This is a genomic window from Streptomyces camelliae (assembly GCF_027625935.1).
Classification (GTDB): domain Bacteria; phylum Actinomycetota; class Actinomycetes; order Streptomycetales; family Streptomycetaceae; genus Streptomyces; species Streptomyces camelliae.
Window position 1 is genome coordinate 6,220,923 of sequence record NZ_CP115300.1, and the last position, 26,808, is coordinate 6,247,730.

General features: G+C 70.7%; 20 protein-coding genes and 1 pseudogene. 8 read left to right on the forward strand and 13 right to left on the reverse strand.

What is annotated here, in order from left to right:
* Positions 1-10: 10 nt before the first annotated feature.
* Positions 11-967, reverse strand: coding sequence for a metal ABC transporter substrate-binding protein (locus tag O1G22_RS28500; protein ID WP_270083926.1), 957 nt, complete (start codon positions 965-967; stop codon positions 11-13).
* Between the two features lie 150 nt (positions 968-1,117).
* Between O1G22_RS28500 and O1G22_RS28505 the strand changes: the two genes are divergently transcribed.
* The 3 genes from O1G22_RS28505 to O1G22_RS28515 all read left to right on the forward strand — a co-directional run bounded on the left by O1G22_RS28505 (position 1,118) and on the right by O1G22_RS28515 (position 4,294).
* Entirely contained in the window at positions 1,118-2,500 is a 1,383-nt protein-coding gene (locus tag O1G22_RS28505) for a glycine--tRNA ligase (protein WP_270083927.1), read from the forward strand.
* Positions 2,501-2,634: 134 nt separating this feature from the next.
* Complete coding sequence (locus O1G22_RS28510; protein ID WP_270083928.1) at positions 2,635-3,657, forward strand: aldo/keto reductase; 1,023 nt, start codon at positions 2,635-2,637, stop codon at positions 3,655-3,657.
* A gap of 40 nt (positions 3,658-3,697) precedes the next feature.
* Complete coding sequence (locus tag O1G22_RS28515) at positions 3,698-4,294, forward strand: TetR/AcrR family transcriptional regulator (protein WP_270083929.1); 597 nt, start codon at positions 3,698-3,700, stop codon at positions 4,292-4,294.
* Here the strand turns inward: O1G22_RS28515 and O1G22_RS28520 are convergent.
* The 3 genes from O1G22_RS28520 to O1G22_RS28530 form a co-directional block, all read right to left on the reverse strand.
* Entirely contained in the window at positions 4,275-4,751 is a 477-nt protein-coding gene (locus tag O1G22_RS28520; protein ID WP_270083930.1) for a hypothetical protein, read from the reverse strand. The two genes, O1G22_RS28515 and O1G22_RS28520, sit on opposite strands and share 20 nt — an antisense overlap.
* Positions 4,752-4,966: 215 nt before the next feature.
* Complete coding sequence (locus tag O1G22_RS28525) at positions 4,967-5,182, reverse strand: hypothetical protein (RefSeq protein WP_225096858.1); 216 nt, start codon at positions 5,180-5,182, stop codon at positions 4,967-4,969.
* A 103-nt stretch (positions 5,183-5,285) separates the two neighbouring features.
* Positions 5,286-6,713: an MFS transporter gene (locus O1G22_RS28530; protein ID WP_270083931.1), complete on the reverse strand. Its 1,428-nt coding sequence runs from the start codon at positions 6,711-6,713 to the stop codon at positions 5,286-5,288.
* A gap of 101 nt (positions 6,714-6,814) precedes the next feature.
* On the opposite strand from O1G22_RS28530, the gene O1G22_RS28535 reads away from it, so the two are divergent.
* Entirely contained in the window at positions 6,815-7,711 is an 897-nt protein-coding gene (locus tag O1G22_RS28535) for a helix-turn-helix transcriptional regulator (protein WP_270083932.1), read from the forward strand.
* Positions 7,712-7,898: 187 nt separating this feature from the next.
* On the opposite strand, the gene O1G22_RS28540 is transcribed toward O1G22_RS28535, so the two are convergent.
* Positions 7,899-9,341 (reverse strand): MFS transporter, encoded by a 1,443-nt coding sequence (locus O1G22_RS28540; protein ID WP_270083933.1) that lies wholly within the window; start codon positions 9,339-9,341, stop codon positions 7,899-7,901.
* An 88-nt stretch (positions 9,342-9,429) separates the two neighbouring features.
* Positions 9,430-10,899, reverse strand: coding sequence for an MFS transporter (locus O1G22_RS28545; protein WP_428986412.1), 1,470 nt, complete (start codon positions 10,897-10,899; stop codon positions 9,430-9,432).
* 55 nt (positions 10,900-10,954) lie between these two features.
* Between O1G22_RS28545 and O1G22_RS28550 the strand changes: the two genes are divergently transcribed.
* The gene (locus O1G22_RS28550) at positions 10,955-11,833 is read left to right on the forward strand and encodes a helix-turn-helix transcriptional regulator (protein WP_270083935.1); all 879 of its coding nucleotides are present in this window, start codon (positions 10,955-10,957) and stop codon (positions 11,831-11,833) included.
* Between the two features lie 58 nt (positions 11,834-11,891).
* Positions 11,892-13,025 carry a tRNA dihydrouridine synthase DusB gene (gene dusB / locus O1G22_RS28555; RefSeq protein WP_270083936.1) on the forward strand — a complete coding sequence of 378 codons (1,134 nt, stop codon included), beginning with the start codon at positions 11,892-11,894 and terminating at the stop codon, positions 13,023-13,025.
* Here dusB and O1G22_RS28560 read toward each other — a convergent pair whose 3' ends face one another.
* From O1G22_RS28560 to O1G22_RS28570, 3 genes are all read right to left on the reverse strand, one after another.
* Positions 13,026-14,816 (reverse strand): alkaline phosphatase family protein, encoded by a 1,791-nt coding sequence (locus tag O1G22_RS28560; RefSeq protein WP_428986413.1) that lies wholly within the window; start codon positions 14,814-14,816, stop codon positions 13,026-13,028.
* Between the two features lie 128 nt (positions 14,817-14,944).
* Complete coding sequence (locus O1G22_RS28565; RefSeq protein WP_270083937.1) at positions 14,945-16,882, reverse strand: amylo-alpha-1,6-glucosidase; 1,938 nt, start codon at positions 16,880-16,882, stop codon at positions 14,945-14,947.
* Positions 16,879-18,330 carry an MGH1-like glycoside hydrolase domain-containing protein gene (locus O1G22_RS28570; protein WP_270083938.1) on the reverse strand — a complete coding sequence of 484 codons (1,452 nt, stop codon included), beginning with the start codon at positions 18,328-18,330 and terminating at the stop codon, positions 16,879-16,881. Before O1G22_RS28570 ends, O1G22_RS28565 begins: the two co-directional genes overlap by 4 nt.
* 131 nt (positions 18,331-18,461) lie before the next feature.
* Here O1G22_RS28570 and O1G22_RS28575 point away from each other — a divergent pair, with 131 nt between their 5' ends.
* Entirely contained in the window at positions 18,462-19,682 is a 1,221-nt protein-coding gene (locus tag O1G22_RS28575) for an ROK family protein (RefSeq protein WP_270083939.1), read from the forward strand.
* 454 nt (positions 19,683-20,136) lie between these two features.
* Complete coding sequence (gene ppdK, locus O1G22_RS28580) at positions 20,137-22,857, forward strand: pyruvate, phosphate dikinase (RefSeq protein ID WP_270083940.1); 2,721 nt, start codon at positions 20,137-20,139, stop codon at positions 22,855-22,857.
* 136 nt (positions 22,858-22,993) lie between these two features.
* On the opposite strand, the gene O1G22_RS28585 is transcribed toward ppdK, so the two are convergent.
* The 4 genes and pseudogenes from O1G22_RS28585 to O1G22_RS28600 form a co-directional block, all read right to left on the reverse strand.
* The gene (locus O1G22_RS28585) at positions 22,994-23,827 is read right to left on the reverse strand and encodes a carbohydrate ABC transporter permease (RefSeq protein ID WP_270083941.1); all 834 of its coding nucleotides are present in this window, start codon (positions 23,825-23,827) and stop codon (positions 22,994-22,996) included.
* Entirely contained in the window at positions 23,820-24,722 is a 903-nt protein-coding gene (locus tag O1G22_RS28590) for a carbohydrate ABC transporter permease (RefSeq protein ID WP_270083942.1), read from the reverse strand. The genes O1G22_RS28585 and O1G22_RS28590 overlap by 8 nt, the downstream gene beginning before the upstream one ends.
* Positions 24,719-25,990, reverse strand: a complete 1,272-nt coding sequence (locus O1G22_RS28595; RefSeq protein ID WP_270083943.1) for an ABC transporter substrate-binding protein — start codon at positions 25,988-25,990, stop codon at positions 24,719-24,721. Before O1G22_RS28595 ends, O1G22_RS28590 begins: the two co-directional genes overlap by 4 nt.
* A gap of 124 nt (positions 25,991-26,114) precedes the next feature.
* A pseudogene (locus O1G22_RS28600) lies at positions 26,115-26,731 on the reverse strand (SDR family NAD(P)-dependent oxidoreductase).
* Positions 26,732-26,808: the final 77 nt, after the last annotated feature.

Sequence of the window (26,808 nt, forward strand, 5' to 3'; positions counted from 1 at the left end):
TCGTCCCCTGTCATTTCGCGCCCAGCGCCTGCTGGAGGGCCTTGAGGTTGGCTTCCTGGACGGAGAAGTAGTCCTTGCCGCGGGACTTGGCGGTGATGCCCTCGATCGGGTCCAGTACGTCGGTCTTCAGGCCCGCGTCACCCGCGATGGTCTTGGCGGTCTTGTCGCTGACGAGCGTCTCGTAGAAGACGGTGCTGACGCCGTCGGCCTTGGCCATCGTCTCCAGGTCCCTGACCCGGGCGGCGCTGGGCTCCGACTCGGGGTCGAGGCCGTTGATGGCCTCCTCGGTCAGGCCGTAGCGCTCGGCGAGGTAGCCGAAGGCGGCGTGGGTGGTGATGAAGACCTTGGTCTTCGTGTTCGCCAGGCCGTCCTTGAACTGCCGGTCCAGGTCGTTCAGCCGCTTCACCAGGGCCGCGGTGTTCGTCTTGTAGTCGGCCGCGTGCTTGGGGTCCGCCTTCTCGAAGGCGGCGCCGACGCCCTGTGCGACCTGGGCGTAGCGGACCGGGTCGAGCCAGAGGTGCGGGTCCTTGCCGCCGGACTCCTCGCCGGTGTGGGTGTCGTGCGCGGCCGCGTGTCCGCCGACCTCGTTGCCGTGCTCCTCCAGCGTGGTCAGGGAGGCCGCGTCGATCTTGGTCTTGACCGGGGACTGGGCCACCGCGTCGTCGACGGAGGGCTGGAGGTTCTTCAGGTACAGGACCGCGTCGGAGTCCTGGAGCTGCGCGATCTGCTTCGGGCTGATCTCCAGGTCGTGGGGCTCCTGGCCGGGGGAGGTGAGACTGGTGACGTGGACGTGCCCGCCGCCGATCTGCTCGGCCAGGAAGGCCATGGGATAGAAGGACGCGACGACGTCGAGCCTGCCGGAGTTCGCCGCCTCCGCCTTGTCGCCGGAGCAGGCGGTGAGGGTGCCGAGGCCGAGGGCGGTCACGGCGGTGATCGCGGCGGCGGGTATGAGGCGTCGTACGTTCATGACAGTCATTTTCAACAAATATGGAAACCGTTGTCAACAAGCCTGCTGAGCGGTACCGATTTGGTTGAGGGGGAGTCCCCGCCGGTACCCTGAATCATTCGCTGGAAGCATCTCGCTTCAACGCCCGTCGTCGTTAATGAAGAGAGCACCGTGGCCGCCGACAAGATCGACACCATCGTCAGCCTGAGCAAGCGCCGTGGCTTCGTTTTCCCGTGCAGTGAGATCTACGGCGGACAGCGTGCCGCCTGGGACTACGGACCGCTGGGTGTCGAGCTCAAGGAGAACATCAAGCGCCAGTGGTGGCGCTACATGGTGACGTCGCGCGAGGACGTGGTCGGTATCGACTCGTCCGTCATCCTGGCCCCCGAGGTCTGGGTCGCCTCCGGCCACGTCGCCACCTTCACGGACCCGCTGACCGAGTGCACCGCGTGTCACAAGCGGTTCCGCGCGGACCACCTGGAAGAGGCGTACGAGGAGAAGAAGGGCCACGCCCCGGCGAACGGCCTCGCCGACGTCAACTGCCCGAACTGCGGCAACAAGGGCCAGTTCACCGAGCCCAAGCAGTTCTCGGGTCTGCTGTCGACGCACCTCGGCCCCACCCAGGACACCGGCTCGGTCGCGTACCTGCGCCCCGAGACCGCCCAGGGCATCTTCACCAACTTCGCCCAGGTGCAGACCACTTCGCGCCGCAAGCCGCCGTTCGGCATCGCCCAGATGGGCAAGTCGTTCCGCAACGAGATCACGCCGGGCAACTTCATCTTCCGCACCCGTGAGTTCGAGCAGATGGAGATGGAGTTCTTCGTCAAGCCGGGCGAGGACGAGAAGTGGCAGGAGTACTGGATGGAGCAGCGCTGGAACTGGTACACCGGCCTGGGCCTGCGCGAGGAGAACATGCGGTGGTACGAGCACCCGAAGGAGAAGCTCTCCCACTACTCCAAGCGCACCGCTGACATCGAGTACCGCTTCCAGTTCGGCGGCAGCGAGTGGGGCGAGCTGGAGGGTGTCGCCAACCGGACCGACTACGACCTCGGCGCCCACTCCAAGGCCTCCGGCCAGGACCTCGCCTACTACGACCAGGAGGCCCAGGAGCGCTGGACGCCGTACGTCATCGAGCCGGCGGCGGGTGTCGGCCGCGCGATGCTGGCGTTCCTGCTCGACGCCTACGTCGAGGACGAGGCGCCGAACGCCAAGGGCAAGATGGAGAAGCGCACGGTGCTGCGCCTGGACCACCGCCTGGCCCCGGTGAAGGTCGCGGTCCTGCCGCTGTCCCGCAACCCCGAGCTGTCCCCGAAGGCCAAGGGTCTGGCCCAGTCCCTCCGCCAGAACTGGAACATCGAGTTCGACGACGCCGGTGCCATCGGCCGCCGTTACCGCCGCCAGGACGAGATCGGTACGCCGTACTGCGTGACCGTCGACTTCGACACGCTTGAGGACAACGCCGTCACCGTGCGTGAGCGTGACTCGATGAAGCAGGAGCGCGTGTCGCTGGACCAGATCGAGGGGTACCTCGCCCAGCGCCTCATCGGCGCCTAGTCCGCCTGGTCACACCGCACCGGAAGCCGGGCGAGCTGAATCCGTTCAGCTCGCCCGGCTTTGTGTGCCCTGCGGATGACAAAGTTGGAGTGACAGATATTGAAATCTGTCATCCGTCATGGCAAGGTGAAGGCATGACGATGCGAACCCGAAACCTCGGCACCACCGGTCCTGCCGTCTCCGCCCTCGGCCTCGGCTGCATGGGCATGTCCGCGCTGTACGGCGACGCCGACCGCGCGGAGTCGATCGCGACCATCCACGCCGCCCTGGAGGCGGGCGTCACGCTCCTCGACACCGGCGACTTCTACGCCATGGGGCACAACGAGATGCTGATCGGCGAGGCCCTGCGCAGCGCCCCGGCCGCCCTGCGCGAGAAGGCCCTGACCAGCGTGAAGTTCGGCGCCCTGCGCGGCCCGGAGGGCAACTGGATCGGCTACGACGGCCGTCCCGCCGCCGTGCAGAACTTCGCCGCCTACTCCCTGCAGCGCCTCGGCGTCGACCACATCGACGTCTACCGGATCGCCCGCCTCGACCCGGACGTCCCCATCGAGGAGACCGTCGGCGCGATCGCGGAACTCATCGAGAAGGGGTACGTCCGGCACATCGGCCTCAGCGAGGTCGGCGCCGACACCATCCGCCGGGCCGCCGCCACCGCCCCGATCGCCGACCTGCAGATCGAGTACTCGCTGATCAGCCGGGGCATCGAGCAGGAGATCCTGCCGACCGTCCGCGAGCTGGGCATCGGGATCACGGCGTACGGCGTGCTCTCCCGAGGCCTGATCTCCGGCCACTTCACCCAGGACCGGCAGCTGGCCGCGAACGACTTCCGCGCCCACTCGCCCCGCTTCCAGGGCGAGAACCTCCAGCACAACCTGAACCTGGTCGAGGCCCTGCGCAAGATCGCCGAGCAGAAGGGCGCGACGGTCGCCCAGACCGCCATCGCCTGGGTGCTGGCCCAGGGCCCTCGGCACAACACGGACATCGTGCCGCTCGTCGGTGCCCGTACCCGCGAGCGGCTGAGCGAGTCGCTCGGCGCGCTGGACGTCACCCTGGACGCGGCCGACCTGGCGGCGATCGAGGAGGCCGTACCGGCGGACGCGGCGGCCGGCGACCGCTACCCCACCGCGCAGATGGCCACGCTCGACAGCGAGCGCTGAGCGGGCCGGCGGGTTCCGACCATGACGTACGGTCTATGACATGGCACCGACCAGCGAGACCCTGACCGCCGAGCGCATCCTCGAAGCCACCGAGGAGGTGCTGCGCCGGCACGGTCCGGCCAAGGCCACGGTGGTCGACGTGGCGCGCGCGCTCGGCGTCAGCCATGGCAGTGTCTACCGGCACTTCCGCACCAAGGCGGCGCTGCGCGAGGCGGTCACCAAGCGCTGGCTGGACCGGACGTCCGAGAGGCTCGCCGGGATCGTGGAGACGGGCGGAAGTCCGGAGGAGCGGCTGCGGGCGTGGCTCGCGGCGCTGTTCGAGGCCAAGCGGCACAAGGCGGGTGACGACCCCGAGCTGTTCGCGACGTACACGGTGCTGGCGGACGAGAACGGCGCGGCGGTCGGCGAGCACATCGCCGACCTGACCGGACAGCTGACCCGGATCATCACGGCAGGGGCCGGGTCGGGCACCTTCGAGGTGTCCGACCCGGCCGCCGCGGCTCGTGCCGTCTTCCAGGCCACCGGCCGTTTCCATGACCCCTGTCACGCCCGGGAGTGGATCCGCCCGGGCGTGGACGAGGAGTTCACGGCCGTCGTGGACCTGCTGCTGAGGGGGCTCAGCTCACCGTCACCGTGACGGTGTTCGAGATGACCTTGCCGACCTTGCCGGCCCGGCTCAGGCTCGCGACCCGCACCGTTTCGGTGCCCTTGGTCTTGAACGTGGTGGAGATGGCGAACGAACTGCCCGTCTTCACCTTGCCGGTGGCGCCCAGGGCGACCCACTTGCCGTTCTTCAGGTGCTGGAGCAGCAGCGGGGAGCCGACCTTCAGGCCCTTGGTGCGGCCGCGGAACACCACGGTCTGTCCGACCTTCGCCGAGGTCGGCTTCGCCGTGAGGCTGATCGAAGCCATGGTGGACGTCGGCATGGGCACGGGCTTGTGCGACGCGGTCGTCGACGGCGACGCGGTCATCGAGGGCGTGGGACTCGGTTTTGCGTTCGCGGCGAGGGCTCCGGCCGTACCGGTCGACAGCAGCGCGGCGGACAGGGTGCCGGCGGCGAGCGCTCGGGCGCGACGGCTCCGGTTGAAGCTCATGTGGGTCTCCTGTTGGTGGGAGTTCCCCCCTGGTCGCGAGCGGGACCGTTCAGGCCTGCTCGCGACATCCAGGCTGGCCCGAGTCCGGCGGCGCGGCATGTCGAAATCCGTTGAAATGTCTACGGATTTCGGTGAATCCGCAGGTAGGACAACGTTTTCCCTGGCGCTGCCTTTGCCTGTTTCTTACCTGAGCGCTCATGAATGGTCACCGAGGGTCACCGCGGCAGGGTCGCCGGGTCGACCGTCGCCTGGTGGGCCTCGGTCAGATGCTCCTCGGCCTTCAGCCAGGGCAGGAACTGCGCGCTCCGGCGCCAGCCGCAGGTGTCGCACCGGATCACGCGCTGCACTCCGGTGCGCTCCACCCGTACGACGTGCTCCCGGCCGTGCCGGTCCCAGCGGCTGACCTTGCTCGTACTGCTGCCCCGCGCCATCACGCCTCCTCGCGCCCCGCCACATCCCGACCGGAGGGAGTGTGCAGCACAACGAACATCAACAGGGGGAGATACACCGGCGGTTGGCCGAGCTGCCCGGAGCTCAGCGGACCTCGCGCGGCAGCCGCAGGCTCAGCAGGCCCGTCAGCACGACCCCGGCCAGCTGCACCAGCAGCGTCGTGACCAGGGCGTCCCGCATGCCCTGGTGCGGTACGAGGGTGAGGAACAGGGTGCCCAGGGTGGCCACGCCCAGGGCGAGCGAGGACTGCTGAGTGGTGACCATCACACCGCTGCCGACCCCGGCGCGGGCCGACGGCACCTCGGACAGCACGATCCGCATCACATTGGGCAGTTGGAGCGCCTGCCCGGCACCGGCCACGGCCACGCCCGGCAGCAGCGAGACGAAGCCCAGGTGCGGCCAGTCACGCCACACGGTCAGCACGATCAGCAGCACACCCACGCCCTGGACCGCGGACCCGACCGTGATCACCCGGGTCCCGTGCCGGGCGATCAGCCGGGGCCCGGCGAGCGAGACGAACAGGAACGCCACGGCCATCGGCGCGAGCGCGAGTCCGGCCGGCACCGGACCGAGCCGGGCGCCCTCCTGCAGCGCCAGCGCGATGACGAACATGAAGCCGCTGAAGCCGATGGAGAACGGCAGGATCAGCAGCAGACCGCGCCGCAGCGAGACCAGCGCCAGCAGGCTCGGCGGCACCAGCGGGGTCCGGCCCGCCCGGTCGGCCCGCCGCTCCACCGCCCAGAACGCACCGGCGGCGAACGGGAACGCGGCCAGCGACAGCCACGTCCACAGCGGCCAGCCCGCCGCCCGGCCCTCGGTGAGCGGGGCGAGCAGCGTCAGCAGGGACACCGCGAGCAGCACGGTGCCGGGGCCGTCGACGGGCTCGGGACGCTGCGAGCGGGTCTCCGGTACGACGCGCAGGGCGAGGACGTACCCCACCACGACGACCGGCACGTTGACGAGGAACACCGATCGCCAGCCGGTCCCGGCGATGTCGGCGGCGACGAGGACCCCGCCGAGTATCTGCCCGGCCACCATGGCGAGTCCGGCGGTCGCCCCGTACAGACTCATGGCCTTCGCGCGGCGCGCACCGCTTGTGGTGGCCTGGATGGTGGCGAGCACCTGCGGCAGCATCGCGGCGGCCGCGGCGCCCTGCGCGATCCGCGCCGCCACCAGGGTCCAGGCGTCGGGCGCCAGCCCGCAGGCCAGCGAGGTCAGCCCGAACGCGGCCATCCCGCCGAGGAACAGCCGGCGCCGCCCGAACAGGTCCCCGAGCCGCCCGCCGAGCACGAGCAGCACGGCGTACGCGACGCCGTACCCGGCGACGACCAGCTCCAGCACGGCCTCGCTCGCAGCGAGATCGCGGCCGATGGTCGGCAGGGCGACATTGACGATGAAGAAGTCGATCAGCGGCAGCGCCGCGGCCAGCAGGACGGTGAACAGCCCGAGCCCGCCGAGTGCGGGCGGCGCGGCCGTCGTACGGACGGCCCGGGTGGTGACGGTCTCACTCATGTCCCCGAGCCTGCGCCGCCGCCAAGACTGGTACCAGAGTCTCTTCATCCTGGTAGCAGAAGTACCTGGCAACAGGATGACGAACACGGCACCCTGGACCCATGACGACCACGGCCACGGACAGGGCGACCACCGCAGCGCAGCCGTCCCGGGGCGCCGAGATCCGCCGGCACGAGCTGGCCGCGTTCCTGCGCAGCCGCCGCGAGCGCATCACCCCCGAGCAGGTCGGCCTGCCACGCGGGGCCCGGCGCCGCACGCCCGGACTGCGCCGAGAGGAGGTCGCCCACCTCTCCGCGGTCGGGGTGACCTGGTACACGTGGCTGGAGCAGGCCCGGGACATCCAGGTCTCGGTGCAGGTCCTGGACGCCCTCGCCCGCACCCTGATGCTGGACGCCAGCGAGCGTGCCCATCTCTTCCAGCTGGCCGGAGCGACCGATCCGACCCCCGCCGCGAGCTGCCCGAGCGTCACCCCGGCACTGCGCGAGATGCTGCGCCGGCTGGAGCCGGTCCCGGCCTGCATCCAGAACAGCCGCTACGACATCCTCGCCTACAACCGCCCCTACGCCCGCCTCTTCGGCGACCTGGACGCGATCCCGCCGGAGGACCGCAACTGCATGCTCCTTGTCTACACGAACAAGGACTGGCAGGAGACGATCGTCCACCTGGAGGAGACTCAGCGCATGATGGCCGCCCGGCTGCGCGCCGCCCTCGCCGGCCACCTCGGCGAACCGGCCTGGAAGATGCTCATCAAGCGCCTGGAGTCGGTGTCCCCGGCGTTTCGCGAGCACTGGGAGCGCTACGAGGTCCTCGGCGCCCGCAGCAAGACCAAGGAGTTCCGCCACCCCCACGTCGGTCACCTCAGCCTGGAACACACCGACCTGTGGCTCGGCCCCGAGGCGGGCGCCCGGATGGTGACGTACACGGCGAAGGACGAGCAGACCCGGGAGCGGCTGGAGAAGCTGTACGAGCTGGCCTGCGCGCCGGTACCGGCCGGCTGAGCAGGTTGGGTGAAGTCCGCTGCGGTTCGGCGGCGCCCTGAAGGGGCGCGGGGCTGTGCTCGATGTGCGGCTCCGCCGCGATGGGGGTACCTCCCTGCTCGAACGAAGTCGAGAGCTTGGGGGAGCGACCAGCCACGACGGTGCCGCAGGCGGCTGACGGCGCATCGCGGCACTTCGAGCGGAGCGCTCAGCCCGCGTTCACCGGCTCACGGATCTCCGGTGCCTGCAGGGTCCGCGCCGCACGGTCCGCCGTGGCACGGGCCCACCGCCCGCTCGTGAGCAGCCCGAGCACCAGCACGGCCAGTCCGCACCCCGTGAGGATCCACCAGCCGGGGCGGGCCGCCGGGACGAAGGCCTGGTGGTACGAGGCCGCGCCGATGCCGGAGGCCAGGACGGAGCCGATCACCGCGACGCCGAGGGTCTGGCCCAGCTGCCTGCTGGTGGAGGCGACCGCGGCGGCGACCCCGGCCTGGGCGCGCGGCATGCCCGAGACGGCCGTGTTGGTGATCGGCGCGTTCACGAAGCCGAAGCCGATGCCGAACAGGACGTAGCCGAGGAAGCGGGTGACGTCCGAGGTCTCCGCGTCGAAGGCGGCGAAGAGGACACCGCTCGCCGTCATCGCCGTACCCGCGATCAGCAGGGGCAGGCGGGGGCCGCGGCTGCCGACCAGGCGGCCGGAGACGGGCGCGCACAGGAAGGTCGGCGCGGCCATCGGGAGCATCCACAGGCCCGCGTGCAGGGCGTCCAGGCCGCGGACGTTCTGCAGGTACAGGGTCGACAGGAACAGGAAGCCGCCCAGCGCCGCGAACGAGCCGACCGCGATCACCGTGGCCCCGCTGAACGGCGCCGAGCGGAAGAAGCGCAGGTCGATGAGGGGTTCGATGCGGCGGGACTCGTACCACAGCAGGGCCGACAGGGCCACGGCGGCGATCGCGACGAAGGGCGCCACCGCGGCCGCGCCCGAGTCCGGTGCCTCGATGATCGAGTACGTCAGCGCGCCGAACAGGGCGATGACCAGGAGCTGGCCGACCGGGTCGGGCCGGCGGCCCTTGGGGGCGCGGGACTCCGGGACGAAGCGGAGGGTGAGCAGGAGCGCGGCGAGGCCGACCGGGAGGTTGATCCAGAAGATCGAGCGCCAGCTCACGGACTGCACGAGCAGGCCGCCGACCAGCGGGCCGGCCGCCATGGATATGCCGACCACCGCACCCCAGACACCGATCGCACGGGCCCGCTCACGGGCGTCCGTGAAGGTGTTGGTGATGATCGACATGGCGACCGGGTTGAGCATCGAGCCGCCCACCGCCTGCACCATCCGGAAGACGATCAGCAGGGAGAGGCTCGGCGCCAGCGAGCAGAGCACGGAGCCGATGGTGAAGATCACCAGGCCCGCCATGAAGACCTTCTTGCGGCCGATGCGGTCGGCCGTCGAGCCCGCGAGCATCAGCAGCGACGCGAGCACCAGCGTGTAGGCGTCGATCGTCCACTGCAGACCGGAGGTCGTGGCGTGCAGGTCGCGCTGCATGGCGGGCAGTGCCACGTTCAGCACGGTGTTGTCGAGGCTCACGATCAGCAGGCTCATGCAGCAGATCGCGAGCACGAGCAGACGGCGGCGCTGGCTGAGCTCGGGCATGGATCCCATCGTACGCCGATTTCAATAGTGCGTCTAACTAATGACTGCTGCATGATCTTTGCGATCCGAAAAGCGGAGCCCCCCGGACTCACCCCGGTACCCGGGGCAGCCGCAGACCGAGCCACCCCAGCCCCAGCAACCCCGCCGCCTGCACCGCCAGCACCACCGCCAGCGCCTCCCGCATGCCCAGACCGGGAGCGAGGGACAGGAACAGCGAGCCGAGCGTCGCGACCCCGACCGCCAGGCACGACTGCTGGAGCGTGGCCGCCAGCCCGCTGCCCGTACCGGCCAGCCGCGCCGGAATCGCGGCCAGCAGGATCCGGTAGTAGAGGGGGAGCTGGAGGCCCTGGCCGAGACCGCACAGGACCAGGCCGGGGGCGAGGACCGGCGGGCTCAGGTGCGGCCAGCGCCCCAGCAGCGCGGTCGCCGTCACGGTCGCCAGCCCCGCGATGTGCACCACCGCCGCCAGCGTCACCGTCCGCCCGCCGAACCGCCGTACCACCCGGGGCGCCAGCATCGACGCGGCGAACTGCGCCACCCCCATCGGCACCAGCGTCAGCCCCGCCCTCAACGCCCCGTATCCCAGGCCCTGTTGGAGGGTCACCGCACTCACGAACATCCAGCCCGCGAAGCCGGTGAACACCGGCAGCCCCAGCAGAAGCCCCCGGCGCACCTCCGCGGAGGCCAGCAGGGACGGCGGAAGCAAAGGGCTCCCTCCGTCCCGTTCGGCCCGCCGCTCCACGCCGTGGAAGACGGCCGCGAGCACCGGTGCCGAGGCCAGCAGCAGCACCGACCACAGCGGCCAGCCCGTCGCCCGGCCCTCGGTCAGCGGCAGCAGCAGCGCCGTCAGCGTCGCCGCCAGCAGCGCCGTACCGGCGAGATCGCCGCGCGCCGGCCGCTCCGCCAGGCTGTCCGGCACCACCCGCACCGCACAGACCAGCGCCGCGAGCGCCACCGGCACGTTCACGAGGAACACCGCCCGCCAGCCCGTGCCCGCGAGATCGGCCGCCACCAGCACCCCGCCGAGCACCTGCCCGAGCACGACGGACACCCCGCCGACCGAGCCGTACAGAGCGACCGCGCGGGCCCGCCGCTCGCCGGACGTCGTCGCGTGCAACGTGGCCAGCACCTGCGGCAGCAGCGCCGCCGACGCGGCACCCTGCGCCACCCGCGCCGCCACCAGCCACCACGCGCCCGGCGCGAGCCCGCAGGCCAGCGAGGTCAGCCCGAACCCGGCCACCCCCCACAGGAACAGCCGCCGCCGGCCGAAGCCGTCCCCGAGCCGGCCGCCGAGGACGAGCAGCACCGCGTACGCGACCGCGTACCCGGCCACCACCATCTCCAGGGTGGCCGGCGGAGCGTGCAGATCGTGCTCGATCGTCGGCAGGGCGACGTTGACGATGAAGAAGTCGATCATCGGCAGCGCGGTCCCGAGCAGCAGGGTGAACAGACCCAGCGGCGTGAGCGCGCGGGGCGCCGCCTTCGTGGTGGGTGGAGTCGTCGTGGTCACGCCCCCGACTCTGCGCTCGCGCCCAGCCGGGTACCAGGCGGTGTTCATCCAGGTATCGGCACCACCTGGCACCGGGGTACGCGCACACGGCACCCTTGATGCCATGACCATCGCAGCGCCGGAACACCTCAGGGAGCAGCGGCCCAGGGAGCAGCACATACGGCGCCAGGAGCTGGCCGCCTTCCTGCGCAGCCGCCGTGAGCGGGTCACCCCGGAACAGGTCGGCCTGCCGCGCGGCCCGCGCCGCCGCACCCCGGGACTGCGCCGGGAGGAGGTCGCCCAGCTCTCCGCGGTCGGCGTGACCTGGTACACGTGGATCGAGCAGGCCCGCGCCGCCCATGTCTCCGCGCAGGTGCTGGACGCCGTCGCCCGCGCGCTGCTGATGGACCCCACCGAGCGCGCCCACCTCTTCGCCCTCGCCGGGACCGCCGACCCGCGCACCGAGGCCGAGTGCACGGTCGCCGCCACGTCGGCGATCAAGGTGGTCGAGCGGCTGGCGCCCTACCCGGCCGCCCTGCAGAACGCCCGCTACGACATCCTCCACGCCAACCGCCCCTTCGCCCAGCTCTTCGGCGACCCCGCCGAGCTGCCCCGGGCCGACCGGAACTGCCTGTGGCTGCTGACCACCAGCGAGCGCTGGAAGCGGGACTTCCTCGACCGGGACGAGATGCTGCGCGACCTGATCGCGAAATACCGGGCCGCCATGGCCGAGCACGTGGCCGAGCCGGTGTGGACGGAGCAGCTGGACCGGCTGCTGGGGGCGTCCGCGGAGTTCCGCGCGCTGTGGGAGCGGCACGAGGTCGCGCCGATGTCCCCGCACGTCAAGCGCTATCTGCACCCGGTGGTCGGGCTGATCCGGCTGGAGCACCGGAACATGTGGCTGGCCCCGCAGGCACCCGCCCAGCGGGTGGTGGCGTACGTCCCCGCCGACGAGGACAGCGAGGAGCGGCTGGAGCGGCTGGCCGAGGCGGCGGCGGAGTGAGGGACAATGGGTGCTTGCCCTGTGTCCCCGTGTCGTAGATCCGTCCCGGAGTCGTCTGATGTCCCACCCGCTCTCCATCGGCCCGCACGCCGTGACGCCGCCGGTCGTGCTCGCACCCATGGCGGGCATCACCAACGCGCCCTTCCGCACGCTGTGCAGGGAGTTCTCCGGCGGCAAGGGATTGTTCGTCAGCGAGATGATCACGACCCGGGCGCTGGTCGAGCGCAACGAGAAGACCATGCAGCTGATCAGGTTCGACGCGAGCGAGCAGCCGCGCTCGATCCAGCTGTACGGCGTCGACCCGGCCACCGTCGGCAAGGCCGTCCGCATGATCGCGGAGGAGGACCTGGCCGACCACATCGACCTGAACTTCGGCTGCCCGGTCCCGAAGGTGACCCGCAAGGGCGGCGGCTCGGCCCTGCCGTACAAGCGCAACCTGCTGCGGGCGATTCTCCGGGAGGCAGTGAGCGGCGCCGGTGACCTGCCGGTGACGATGAAGATGCGCAAGGGCATCGACGACGACCACATCACCTACCTCGACGCCGGCCGCATCGCCGTCGAGGAGGGGGTGACGGCCATCGCCCTGCACGGCCGTACGGCCGCCCAGCACTACGGCGGCACGGCGGACTGGGAGGCCATCGCCCGCCTCAAGGAGCACGTCCCGGAGATCCCCGTCCTCGGCAACGGCGACATCTGGTCGGCCGGGGACGCGCTGCGGATGGTCCGCGAGACCGGCTGCGACGGAGTGGTCGTGGGGCGCGGCTGCCTGGGGCGGCCGTGGCTGTTCGCGGACCTGGTGGCGGCGTTCGAGGGGCGTCCGCACGATGCGGCCCGTCCGACTCTCCGCGAGGTGGCCGACGTCATGGTCCGGCACGCGACCCTGCTCGGGGAGTGGCTCGGGGACGAGTCCAAGGGCGTGGTCGACTTCCGCAAGCACGTCGCCTGGTATCTGAAGGGGTTCGCGGTCGGCTCCGAGATGCGTAAGCGACTCGCGATCACGTCCTCGCTGGAAGAACTGCGGGCCGGGCTGGACGAGCTGGACCTCGACCAGGCCTGGCCGCTCGGCGCCGACGGTCCGCGTGGCCGTACGTCCGGCAACAACCGGGTGGTGCTGCCGGACGGCTGGCTGAAGGACCCGTACGACTGCGCGGGCGTGAGCGAGGACGCCGAACTCGACACCTCCGGCGGCTGATCAGTTCTTCTTCGGATGCGGCGTCGAGCCGAACGCCGTCAGGAAGCGGTCGCGGAACGCGCTCATCTTCCAGACCGGTGCCGTGTGCGCGGGGCGCAGGCCGTCGGTCCAGCCCCAGCTCGCGATCTTGTCCAGCACCGTGGGGTCCTTGGCGACGATCGAGATCGGTACGTCACGGCTGGCATGGTTGCCGCTGGCGTGGGCGTTCGGCTGGTGGTCGCCGAGGAAGACCAGCACGGTGTCCTTCGTGCCGTACCGCTCCAGCCACTCGGTCAGCGCCGTCACCGTGTACTGGACGGACTTGCCGTACTCCTCCTTGGTGTGCGTGTCGTCGGTGAGGGTGTAGGAGGACGGGTGGCCCGCCTTCTCTATGCCGTTGAAGACGGAGCCGTCGCCCAGCTGGTCCCAGCCGACCATCTTCGGGATCGGCGCCCAGGGCGTGTGGCTGGAGGTCAGGATGAGCAACGACATCCGTGACTTGCCGTCGGCGGGCTGCTTGCTGTGCACCCGGTTCTGGAACTGCTGGAGGGTGTACTGGTCCGGCATGGTCGACCAGCTGAACTTCGGTCCCTTGTAGCCGAGTTGGAAGGCGTTGTAGACCTTGTCGAGGCCGTACCACTTCTGCTCCGGCCACGCCTTCTGCACACCCGGCATGACCCCGACCGTGTCGAAGGCGCCGGTCTTCTTGAACGCGTCGGTCAGGCTCATGTGGTCGCTCGCCATGACCGTGCGGTAGCGCTGCTGGTTGCTGATCCACAGGCCCGACATGGTGGTGGAGTGCCCGAGCCAGCTGCTGCCGCCGTAGGTCGCCGAGGTCAGCCAGCCGCTCTTGGCGTGGAAGCCGGCCTTGGCCAGCGCCTGGGTGCGGGCGTCGAGGGTGGCGTCGACACCGGGCCCCATGATCGGGTCCTCGACGGCGCTACGGCCGTAGCTCTCGATGAACGTGAAGACCATGTCCTTGCCCCGCAGATCCGGGACCAGCTGGCTGCCCGGCGTGTTCCCGAAGGCGTCGACCCTGGCCACCTTCCGGAACTCCGCCTCGTCCTTGAGCGTGTCGGAGATCCGGTGGGCCTGGTCCTTCAGGGCGTTCGCGGTGCTGTCGGCGGCGAGCGGCACGCCGGACAGCTGGAGGCCGAGCGAGGAGCAGGTGATCCAGGCGACCCCGGCGACCAGCGTGCCCCGGGTCGCCGTGGCGGGGTGCCGGGCGAGCAGATTGCTCAGCCGGACCATGGACAGCGCCAGCACCACGAAGACCGACAGCACGAGGACGATGACACCGGCCACGGCGACGAGGGTGGCCGTACGGCCGTAGGAGTCCTCCAGATACGACTCCGCGTCGCCGAACAGGCTCCAGTCGAGCACGACGTTGAAGCCGCGGCCGAGGTACTGGTTGAACCCCGCGTCGAGCAGGTTCAGCACGGTCATCGCGGCCAGCGCCACCCCGGACACCACGGCCAGCGCCACCCGCGGCCGCCGTGGCAGCGCGATCAGCACGGCGGCCCCGATCACGGCCTCCGCGGGTATCCGCAGAAACCTTCGAGGGTGCAGCTGGGCCATGGAGTTGGGCATCACCAGTGCGGCGACGACGAGCACGGCGGCGAGCACGGTGACGGTGACGGACAGCGCCTGCGCGGCGGTCGGATGCGCCACCCGCCATCGCCGGGTCCACGCGGACGCCATGGCCCAGGGCCGGGGAAGGGATCTGGGGAAGGACGGGAGGGACGCGAGCACGGGCGTGGGACTCTCCTCCTCGCCGCCCTCGACCGTGCTCGCCGCCTGCCGCGTACTCATGTCCTGAGACAACCCGAAGGTCCTTCCGTGCGAGACCCGTACCACAGTCGAGTACGGCCCCGCGCGGACAGCTGTTCAGGGCACTGTGCAAACACCGGGCAAATACAGCGCCTGACCCCACGCAGCGCCTAAACCCCACCCACCGCCGTGAGCAGAGCAAGCGGCGCCGCAGCCGACCGGGACTCCCGCACACAGGCGTGCGGATACGGCACCGGCTCCGGATGCGTGTCCCGGCCGTACCCCGCCAGCACCTCGGGCAACCGATGCCCGCCCATGGTCGCCGCGTCGACCAGCGCATGAGCGACCACCCGAGCCTCGTCATGCAGCCCGTACCGTGCCAGCCCCAGCGTGATCAGCGCGTTGTCATGGGGCCAGACGGAACCCCGGTGATAGGAGAGCGGATGGTACGCCGACTGGCCGGAGGCCACCGTGCGGACCCCCCAGCCGGAGAAGAAGTCCGGCTCCAGCAGCCGTCGGCCCACCACCTCGCCGTACTCCTTGTCCAGCAACCCCGACCACAGCAGATGCCCGGCGTCGGAGGCGAGCGCGTCGACCCGTTGGCCGTGGCCGTCGAGCGCGAGGGCCGGGAAGGACTGCTCCGGCATCCAGAAGTCCCGCTGGAAACGGTCCCGCAGATCGGCGGCGGCCTGCTCCAGCAGCGCGGCGTACGTCTCGTCGGCCCACACCGTCCGCGCCACCCACGCCGTGCGGCGCAGCGCGTCGTACGCGTACCCCTGCGCACCCGCCGCCATCACCGCGCCGGTGGGCCGGGTGCCGTCGGCGGAGCAGATCGCGCCGGGGGAGTCCTTCCAGTTCTGGTTGGCGAGGCCGCCCTCGTCGGCGCGGTAGACGAGGTAGCCGCGCGAGGTCAGCCCGCCGTGGTCCAGCATCCAGCCGACGGCGGCCCGTGCGTGCGTCTCCAGACGGCGGGCCAGGGCCGTGTCCCCGGTCTGTTCGACGTACGCGCCGAGCAGGATCAGGAACAGCGGGGTCGCGTCGACGGAGCCGTAGTACCGCCCGAACGGCACCTGCCCGAAGTGCGCCAGCTCCCCGTGCCGTACCTCGTGCACGATCTTGCCGGGCTGGGCGACCGGGGACGGGCCGGAGCCGGTCGCCTGGGTCGCGGCCAGGGCGAGGAGCGTGGCGGCGGCCGGCCGTGGCCGGTACGGCAGCGCGAACAGGGAGGTGAGCAGGGCGTCCCGGCCGAGCAGGGTCAGGAACCAGGGGGCGCCGGCGGCCGGGACGCGCAGCTCCTCGCCGTCCGGTCCGGTGGCCGGCACCTGGAGCACGGCCAGGTCCGCGAGCCCGCGCGCACAGGCCGCGGACAGCTCCGGCCAGCCGGCCGGGAAGGCCACGCCCTCCATGAACTCGGCTTCCAGCGCCGCCCGTTGCTCATGTACGGCGGCCGGGTCGCGGGGCACCCGCAGGGCCCGCTTCTCGCCGTGCGGGCGGGCGATCACGCGCAGCACCAGCTCGGTCGTGCCGTGCGCCGCGAGGTCGAGGGCCCACACCAGGCGGCGGGCACCGGTGCCGGTCTCCTCCACGGCGTCGGGCGCCGGGTCGGCCGTGATCGACGTACGGGAGTGCCATTCGGCACGCCGGTAGGTGAACTCGATGCCGTCGTCCAGGATCTGGCGGGAGCGTACGGCGCCGGGCTTGACGTAGGTGCGGTGGTCGGAGCGCAGCTCGAACTGGTCGGTGAAGTCGGCGTCCACGGTGATGGCGAGCCGGATGGTGGTCGGCACCGGGCGGTTGCTGGTGACCCGCAGGGACTCTGTGAACGAGCTGTCCCCGACGGCCTGTTCCCGGAAGACGGTGTGCGCCGGGGGCTCCCGCCGGCCGCCGCGCGGGACCAGTACGCAGCGGGCCGCGTCCGCGTCGGTGACCGGGGTGAGCACCTCGGGCACGGCGCCGTCGAGGGTGAGCTGCCAGCGGCTGAGGTGCCGGGCGTCCCGGACGAACAACCCGTCCGGGGCGCCGCTGCCCCGGACCCCGCTGATGTCGCCCCGGTCGCCCACGGCGGCGAACGTCGCCCCGTGCACGAGCAGATGATGCCGGTCCGTCATCGCCGGTCCCCTCCTTTGTCACTCGTGTCGAACGTGCCGGTGGCCGGGCTGGACACGCCCTCGCGGGCGCCCTTGACAAGCTCTTGGTGCAGCTCGTGATGCAGGTCGAGGGCGAGGGCCGCGGTCCAGCCGAAGCCGGTCGCGCCGCAGGCCTCGCCGGTGTACGGGTCGACGTACTCGGCGAAGCCGGTGGTGTCGGCGAGGTGGAGTACGGCCGCGCGCAGGGCGTCGGCCAGATGCAGCTCCCCGTGCGCGCGCAGGCCCCGCTCCAGCAGCCAGCTGGTGTTGAACCAGGCGGGCCCGCGCCAGTACCGGTGCGGGTCGAAGGCCTCGCCGAGGAGGTCGTAGCTGGGGGCGAGCCGGGTGCGGTCGCCGAGCGAGAAGTGGGGGCCGCGCAGTGTCCGTACGAGGGCCCCGACGAGGTCCCTGGGCAGGCCGGGGAGGAGGAGCGGGACCAGCCCGGACACGCCCCGTTCCTGGATCAGCCCCCCGCCCTTCAGGTCCCGGCACAGGAACATGCCCGCCGCCGGGTCCCACAGCCGCTCCACCAGCGCCGCCGTGAGCCGTTCCGCGCGCGCGTGCCGGGCGGTGCCGGTCGCACCCAGTTCCTCGGCGATCCGGGCGAGCGCGTGCTCGGAGGCGATGAGCAGGGCGTTGAACGCGGGGTCCTCGACCGCGAACTCCCCCTGCCCGTCGGCGTATCCGGCATTCCGGTAGTCCGCGGCCAGCCGCACGTACCGCCCGTAGTCCAGATCCGTCGGCCGGTCCTCCGCGGCCCCGTGGTCGAGGTCGGCGCGGCGGAAGGAGCGGGCCGGGGCCGGGGTGATCCGGGCCAGCGGGGCGTCCCAGCAGGGGCTGTTGTCCATGCCCTGCTCCCAGGGGTGGACGACCGACACCAGCCCGCCGCCGCCCAGGTCGCGCCGGTGCAGCAGATAGCGGTGCCAGGCGGCCAGGCGCGGGTAGACCCGGGCCAGGAAGCCGCGGGAGCGGGACGTCTCGGGGTCGGCGTGGTGCACCAGCCAGGCCGCGAGCGCGTGCACCGGTGGCTGCACGATGCCCGACGTCTGTACGGTGCGCGGGGCGCCCGCGGTGTGCCCGGCGGTGGAGGAGCGCCAGAAGTCGGGGCTCGGGAAGTAGGCGTCGAGCGGTACGGAGGGGTTGAAGACGATGTGCGGGACGCGTCCGTCGGCCCACTGGGCGGCCAGCAGCGTCTCCAGCTCGGTCTGCGCCCGCAGCGGCGAGACATGCCGCAGGCCGATGGCGATGAACGCCGAGTCCCAGGACCACTGGTGCGGATACAGGCTGCGGGACGGCACGGTCGCCCGGCCCGTCCAGTTCGCCTCCAGCACCCGGGCCGCCCTGACGTGCAGGGAATCGCTGGAGCCCGGGGGATCGTATGCGATCTCGAACTCCGTGGAACGGCTGGTGAGCTGGGCAGTGCGGTCCACTCGGGGCTCCCCGAAGACGAAGACTCCCGGCCGGGCCGACCGGGTTTGGTTGTGTCTACCGTAGGGTTACGTCTATTTAACACGCAAAACTCACTATGTAATGCAGAGTTGGGAAACACAAGGGGGTGCGCATGACCGGACGTCCGGGAAGAGCCGTCAGGAGCGGCGGCCAGGCCGGCGCCGGGGAGCTGCTCGAACTGGTGCGCAGCGGCCGGGCGGTGACCCGGGGTGCGCTGCAGCAGGTGACCGGGCTGTCCCGGGCCACCGTCGGCCAGCGTCTGGACCGGCTCTTCCGGGCCGGCTGGCTGCGCGAGGGCGCCGGCGGCCCGGTCGGCTCGCCGCTCGGCGGCCGCCCCTCCATCACCCTGGAGTTCGACGGCTCCCACGCCGTCGTCCTCGCCGCCGACCTGGACACCCGGCACGCCCGCGCGGCCGTCCTCTCCCTGACCGGCGAGATACTCGCGGAGCATGCGGGCACGCTGGTGGTCGAGGACGGCCCGGAGACCGTACTGGCCGAACTCGGGCGCTGGTTCGGCGAGCTGCTGGAGAAGGCCGGGCATCCGGCGGCGGAGGTCTGCGGCATCGGGCTCGCGGTGCCCGGCCCGGTGGACAGCGAGACCGGCCGGGTGGTGCAGCCGCCGATGATGCCGGGCTGGGACGGCTACGACATACGGGGCCGCCTCTCCCGCGCCTTCACCGAGCACACCGGAGCCCCGCCCGTCCCCGTCCTGGTCGACAACGACGCCAACCTCATGGCGTACGGCGAACAGCGCGCCGGACACCCCGAGTGCCGGGCGTTCGTGCTGGTCAAGGTCTCGACCGGCATCGGTGCCGGGGTCGTCGTGGACGGTTCCATCTACCGGGGGATCGACGGCGGGGCCGGGGACATCGGGCACATCCGGGTCGGCGCGGACGCGCTGTGCCGGTGCGGTTCGTACGGCTGTCTCGCCGCCGTCGCGAGCGGCGGGGCCGTGGCCCGGCGGCTGGCCGAGTCCGGGGTGCCGGCGGCCTCCGGCTCGGACGTACGGGACCTGCTGGCCGCCGGGCATCCGGAGGCGGCGGCGCTGGCCCGGGAGGCGGGGCGCCGGGTCGGGGACGTGCTGGCGACGGTCGTGACCCTCCTCAACCCCGGCGTGCTGATGATCGCCGGCGATCTGGCCGGAACCCCCTTCCTCACCGGCGTGCGCGAACTGCTCTACCAGCGGGCGCTGCCCCGCTCCACGGCCCACCTGGACGTCCTCACCTCCCGGCTCGGGGAGCGGGCCGCGCTCATCGGAGCGGGGGCCCTGGTCGTGGAACACCTCTACGCGCCGGAGCGGGTGGAGGAACGCCTGCTGGCGCTGGGTGTGTGACAGGGGCGTGTGACATGGCTGTTTCCGGGTACCTGAAGCGGTCCGCAGTGGTCCGCGATCGGTCCCGCAACCGGTCCGCATGGTGAAATCCGGGCCGCTGTGGCAGCGTGATTCTCGCCACCCTTGATAAGGGCAGTGCTCAGATGAGCGGATCATGGGCGACTGCACTTCTCCAAGGGGTGGCACTGGGTGCCACCCCTTGATCGTTCATCGATCGAAAACAGGCGTGCAGGATGGGCGCTCACCTGAGCGGTAAACCCGGCATCTGGGCGTACTTGCGTTCAAGAAGTGAAAACATAAGCGGGCTACGGCTTGCCAAGCCTTGACTTTCGATCCAGTGGCGGACGGGTGGTTACAGGCGCATGACGGGCAAGTGGACATACCCATAGACCTTCGATCTGGGTATGTTCCTGGCCGTCAGGGCAGCCACCGTGGCCTCAAGGAGTCGAGACCCGTGTCGGAAAACAAAGATCCCCACGTAGCGAAGCTCGTTTACGACTTCACCGAGGGAAACAAGGACCTCAAGGACCTCCTCGGTGGCAAGGGCGCCAACCTCGCCGAGATGACCAACCTCGGTCTGCCGGTCCCTCCCGGCTTCACCATCACCACGGAGGCCTGCAAGGTCTACCTGGACAGCGGCGAGGAGCCCGCGGCGCTGCGTGATGAGGTGAGTGCGCACCTCGACGCCCTTGAGCAGCGGATGGGCAAGAAGCTCGGCCAGGCCGACAACCCCCTCCTCGTGTCCGTCCGCTCCGGCGCGAAGTTCTCCATGCCCGGCATGATGGACACCGTCCTGAACATCGGCCTCTCCGACAAGTCGGTGCAGGGCCTGGCCAAGCAGGCCGGCGACGACCGGTTCGCCTGGGACTCCTACCGCCGCCTCATCCAGATGTTCGGCAAGACCGTCCTCGGCGTCGACGGCGAACTCTTCGAGGAGGCCCTCGACAAGGCCAAGGAGGCCAAGAAGGTCACGGTCGACACCGACCTGGAGGCCGCCGACCTGAAGAAGCTGGTCACCACCTTCAAGAAGATCGTCAAGAAGGAGGCCGGCCGGGACTTCCCGCAGGACCCGCGCGAGCAGATGGACCTCGCCATCAAGGCGGTCTTCGACTCCTGGAACGGCGACCGCGCCAAGCTGTACCGCCGCCAGGAGCGCATCCCGCACGACCTCGGCACGGCCGTCAACGTCTGCTCGATGGTCTTCGGCAACCTGGGCCCCGACTCCGGCACCGGCGTCGCCTTCACCCGCGACCCCGCCTCCGGCCACCAGGGCGTCTACGGCGACTACCTGCAGAACGCCCAGGGCGAGGACGTGGTCGCGGGAATCCGCAACACCGTCCCGCTGGCGGAGCTGGAGTCGATCGACAAGAAGTCGTACGACCAGCTCATGCAGATCATGGAGACCCTGGAGAACCACTACAAGGACCTCTGCGACATCGAGTTCACCATCGAGCGCGGTCAGCTGTGGATGCTCCAGACGCGCGTCGGCAAGCGCACCGCCGGGGCAGCCTTCCGGATCGCCACCCAGCTCGTCGACCAGGGCCTGATCGACGAGACGGAGGCCCTCCAGCGCGTCACCGGCGCCCAGCTGGCCCAGCTGATGTTCCCGCGCTTCGACGAGCACGCGAAGGTCGACAAGGTCGCGCGCGGCATCGCCGCCTCGCCCGGCGCCGCGGTGGGCAGGGCGGTCTTCGACTCCTACACGGCCGTGAAGTGGTCCCGCTCGGGCGAGAAGGTCATCCTGGTCCGCCGGGAGACCAACCCCGACGACCTGGACGGCATGATCGCGGCCGAGGGCATCCTCACGTCGCGCGGCGGCAAGACGTCCCACGCGGCCGTGGTCGCCCGGGGCATGGGCAAGACCTGTGTCTGCGGCGCGGAGGAGCTGGAGGTCGACACCAAGCGCCGCCGCATGACCGTCCCCGGCGGCCAGGTGGTGGAAGAGGGCGACCTGATCTCCATCGACGGCTCCTCCGGCAAGGTCTACCTGGGCGAGGTCCCGGTCGTCCCGTCCCCCGTGGTGGAGTACTTCGAGGGCCGGATGCACGCGGGCGCCCACGACGCCGACGAGCTGGTCGAGGCCGTGCACCGGATCATGGCGTTCGCCGACCGCAAGCGCCGGCTGCGGGTGCGGGCCAACGCGGACAACGCCGAGGACGCGCTGCGCGCCCGTCGCTTCGGCGCACAGGGCATCGGCCTGTGCCGCACGGAGCACATGTTCCTCGGCGACCGCCGTGAGCTGGTCGAGCGCCTCATCCTGGCCGACACGGAGGACGAGCGCGAGGAGAGCCTGAAGGCGCTGCTCCCGCTGCAGAAGCAGGACTTCGTGGAGCTGTTCTCGGCGATGGACGGCCTGCCGGTCACCATCCGTCTCCTCGACCCGCCGCTGCACGAGTTCCTGCCGGACATCACGGAGCTCTCGGTCCGCGTGGCCCTGGCCGAGTCCCGCCAGGAGCCGCACGAGAACGAACTGCGCCTGCTCCAGGCGGTCCACCGCCTGCACGAGCAGAACCCGATGCTCGGCCTGCGCGGCGTACGCCTCGGCCTGGTCATCCCCGGCCTGTTCACCATGCAGGTGCGCGCGATCGCGGAAGCGGCGGCCGAACGCAAGAACGCCAAGGGCGACCCGCGCGCCGAGATCATGATCCCGCTCGTCGGCACCGTCCAGGAGCTGGAGATCGTGCGCGAGGAGGCCGACCAGGTCATCGCCGAGGTCCAGGCGGCGACGGGCACCGAGCTGAAGCTGGCCATCGGCACGATGATCGAGCTGCCGCGAGCCGCCCTCACGGCCGGCCAGATCGCGGAGGCGGCGGAGTTCTTCTCCTTCGGCACGAACGACCTGACCCAGACGGTCTGGGGCTTCTCCCGGGACGACGTGGAGGCCTCGTTCTTCACGGCATACCTGGAGAAGGGCATCTTTGGCGTCTCCCCGTTCGAGACCATCGACAAGGACGGCGTGGGCTCCCTGGTCAAGGCGGCGGCGGAAGCCGGCCGCCGCACTCGCCCCGACCTCAAGCTCGGCGTCTGCGGCGAACACGGCGGCGACCCGGAGTCGGTCCACTTCTTCCACGAGGCCGGCCTGGACTACGTCTCCTGCTCCCCGTTCCGCATCCCGGTCGCCCGCCTGGAGGCCGGCCGCGCGGCCACGCAGTCGGCGGGCAGCGACCACCGATAGGCCCTCGCGGGCCGGTTGAACCCCGGAGCCGCCGCTGGTCCCCGACCCTCACCGATCGGCGGCGGCTCCGGCGCACGAAAGAGGAGAGGCGGCACCCGTGCGGGGGTGCCGCCTCTCCGGCGTGTACGGCCGTGGCTCAGTCGATCCCCGACCGCTCCACCCCCGCCACGATCCACCGCTGGAAACACAGGAAGACCAGCAGCAGCGGCAGGACGGACATGACGGCGGCGACGAACAGCTCATGCAGCCGCACGACCTGGGACGTGGTGAAGGACGACAGCGCGACCTGCACCGTCCAGGCGCTCTGGTCCTGCCCGATCACCAGCGGCCACAGGAACGAGTTCCACGCCCCGAGGAACACGATCGTCCCGACGGCGGCGAACACCGGACGCGCGCCCGGCACGACCACGAGCCAGTACGTACGCCAGTACCCGAGCCCGTCGACCTGGGCCGCGTCCTCCAGCTCCCGTGGAAATCCCAGGAAGTACTGCCGGAAGACGAAGCAGGCGAACGCGGAGAACAGCGTCGGGACGATCAGCCCGCGCAGCGTGGAGATCCAGCCCAGCGACGACACCAGCACGAAGCTCGGTACGAAGGTCACGGCGGCCGGGACCAGCAGGGTGCCGAGGATGCCGTAGAAGACCTTGTTCGCGTGCCGGTAGGGGATGCGGGCGAGCCCGTATCCGGCGAGGGAGGCCGGCAGCAGGGTGCCGACGGTCGTGGCCACGGCGATCAGCGCGGAGTTGAGCAGCGACCGGGCGAAGGGAACGGACGGATCGTCGAACAGCTCCCGGACGTTCCCCCACCTCAACTCACCCGGAAAGAACGTCCATCGGGGCGAGGTGATGTCCTGCTCGCTCGACAGCCCGTTGCGCACGAGCAGATAGAAGGGAATGAGGAAGAGCAGGGAGAGCACGATCAGCAGCACCACCCGCAGGGCCCGACCGGCCCGCACCAGGGCGTCATCCATCGGCGTCCGTCCTTCCCAGCCGCAGCCACCGTGCCTGCCCCACCGTGACCACCGCGATGACCAGCGCGAGGATCACCGCACCCGCACTGCCGAGCCCGAGGTTCTGCCCCTGCCCCAGGGCGGTGTAGTAGAGATAGACGAGCGGCGGCCGGGCGTACGGCGGGTAGCCCCTGGCATCGGACAGCAGGTTGTAGAACTCGTCGAAGGCCTGGAAGGCGTTGATGACGAGCAGCAGCACCACCGCGACCGAGGTGGCCCGCAGCTGGGGCAGGGTGATGTGCCGCAGCACCGTCCAGCCGGGCCGGGCCCCGTCCACGGCGGCCGCCTCGTAGAGCACCGGATCGATCCGCTGCAGCCCGGCCAGGAAGAGGATCATGTAGAAACCGGCTTGCAGCCACAGCCGTACGGTGACGATGACCAGCCAGTACCAGGGCGGATCGGTGATGGACAGCCACGCGACGGGATCGCCGCCGAACCACCCGAGGACGGTGTTGGCGAGTCCGAACCGTACCCCGTTGAAGATCGACATCTTCCAGACCAGGGCGGCGACGACGTAACTGCACGCGGCCGGAAGGAAGAACACGGACCGGAAGAAGGCCCGTGCCCGGCGGACCCGGTTGACCATGAGGGCGAGGGCGAGGGAGAAGACATAGGTGGCCGGCACGATGAAGGCGGTGAAGACGAGGAACGTCCTCAGGCTGCCGACGAACGCGTCGTCCCGCAGCATCGCCGTGTAGTTGTCCAGGCCGACGAAGTGCGTGGGCGTGACGGTGTTGTGCGCGTCGAAGAAACTCAGGGCCACGCTCCACAGCAGGGGAACGTAGGTGAAGAGCGCCAGCCCGGCGGCGAACGGCCCGACGAACACCCAGAACCAGAGGGCTCTACGGCGCCTCACGACGACTTCTTCGTGTTCCGGACCTTCTTCACACGGTCGAGTTCGGCGCTCACCTTCCGTACGACGCCCCGCAGTTCACTCTCCGGACTCGCCCCGCTCCTGATGATCCGGCTGAGCGCGTCCTGATAGGCGGTCTGCGCGGCCGGCGTCCACAGCAGTGGCTGGGCGTAGCCGTGGTCGGTGGTGAAGCGCACGGCGTCGGCGGCAGGGCCGTTCTTCAGCTTGGTCGCCTTCTTGGCGAGGGAGATCCGGGCGGGGATGTGGAAGCCATAGCTGAGCGCGAAGTCCTCCTGATAATCGGTCCGTTCGACCCACAGCCACTTCACGAACTCCTTGGCGGCCTCCTTGTGCCGGCCACGCGCGCTGACGGCGGCCCCGTACGCCCCGACAGGCACGGTCGGCCTGCCGTTCCGGCCGTCGCCCGGGAACGGCAACACCCCGAAATCGTCCCCGAGTTGCTGCTGGATCTGCGGCAGCGCCCACAGCCCCGACCACTGCATCGCGGTCAGCCCCTGGATGAAGGCGGACGGGTCGGCCCAGTCGGCGGGAGCGCCGAGGAGGAGGGACTTGCCGGCGTACAGCTGACGGAGCTTGCCGAGGGTGCGGGCGGCGGAGGGATCGTCGAAGCCGACTTCGCCGTCGTCCGTGACGAGCTGAAGTCCGGCGGCATGGAGGGGAGTTCCCCCGAGCACGCCGGCTCCCCCGTCATTGCCCAGGAAGAGCCCCTTGACCTTGCTGGTGCTGAGCTTGCGGGCGGCGTCCACGAGGGCGTCGAGCGTGGTGGGCGGCTGTACTCCCGCATCCCTCAGCAGACTCTTCCGGTAGTAGAGCATCTGCATGTCGATGACCTGCGGAATGCCCCAGACCCGCCCGTCGTACGTCTTGGGCGTGAGCACGGCCGGATTGAAGTCGTCCTTGACCCCGTCCAGCATCTCGGTGAGATCGACGACCTGACCGCCCTGGATCTGGTCGAGCGTGGGACCGTTGACCTCGAAGACGTCCGGCCCGGAGTCGGTCAGCAGCGCGGCGGCGGTCTGCTGGTCGTAGTCGCCCGGCCGCCACTGCACGGTGACACGCGCCTTGTGATAGGCGGCGGCATACCGCTGAACGGCCTGCTGAGTGCCGGCCTCCCCGTACTGGTGATACCACTGGGACAACTCCGTCCCCGAACCCCCGCCCCCACGCCCGGTGTTGGACCCGCACGCGGCGAGCAGTCCCACTCCGGCCCCGGCACCCGCGGCCAGCAGTGCCCTACGGCTCATGGTCATCGTCTGTGCCCCCTGACGTCGGTCATCGATGCACGGTCCAACGATCAACCTTGCGGGATGATTACGAAAGGGCGGTTGCAGCCGTGTGTCACCGGGGCCGCGTGCCGTGCGTTCGGGGCCTGTGTCACGGGGCGAGGGAGTCAAGGGAGTCGAGGGTGCCGTAGGAGACCCCCGTCAGCCGCACGGACTCCTCCCAGAGCCGGCGCGAGACGGCGTCACCGACGGTCCAGGGCGCCCGCCAGGAGCGGGTCGGCGCACCCCGCCACATACCGAACCACGGCCTGAAGAACTCATCGGCCCGTACGACGTACGCCGTACGCCGTACGCAGTACGCCGTACGTCGTACGCCGTCGCCGTGTACAGCACGGGCAGCGCCCCCGCCTCGGCCGACTGCGCGAACACCCGGTTGGCCACCTCCATCACCCGCTCGACACCCCGCCGCCCCTCCGCACGCGGTCCGGCGGTCAGCAGGCCGGTCGCCGCGTACCCCGGGGGCGCGGCGACGGCGACGACCTCGGCACCGCGTGCGGCGAGCCTGCGGGCAAGCTCGTGGGTGAAGAGGAGGTTGGCCGTCTTGGACCGAGCGTAGGTGACCCAACGCCGGTACCTCTTCCGGCTGTTGAGATCACGAGGATCGATGTTCGCCAGGGCGGTCACGTGGCCGAGACCGCTGTTGGCGCCGGTGACGACGGCGAGGCGGCCGGTGAGGTCGGGGATGTCGGAGGTGCTCCAGCCACGCATGGTCCGATTCCTTCCGGGTTGCGAAGATGAGAGGGCACAACTTTTCCGGGCCGGGACGCATCCAACATAGTGACCTT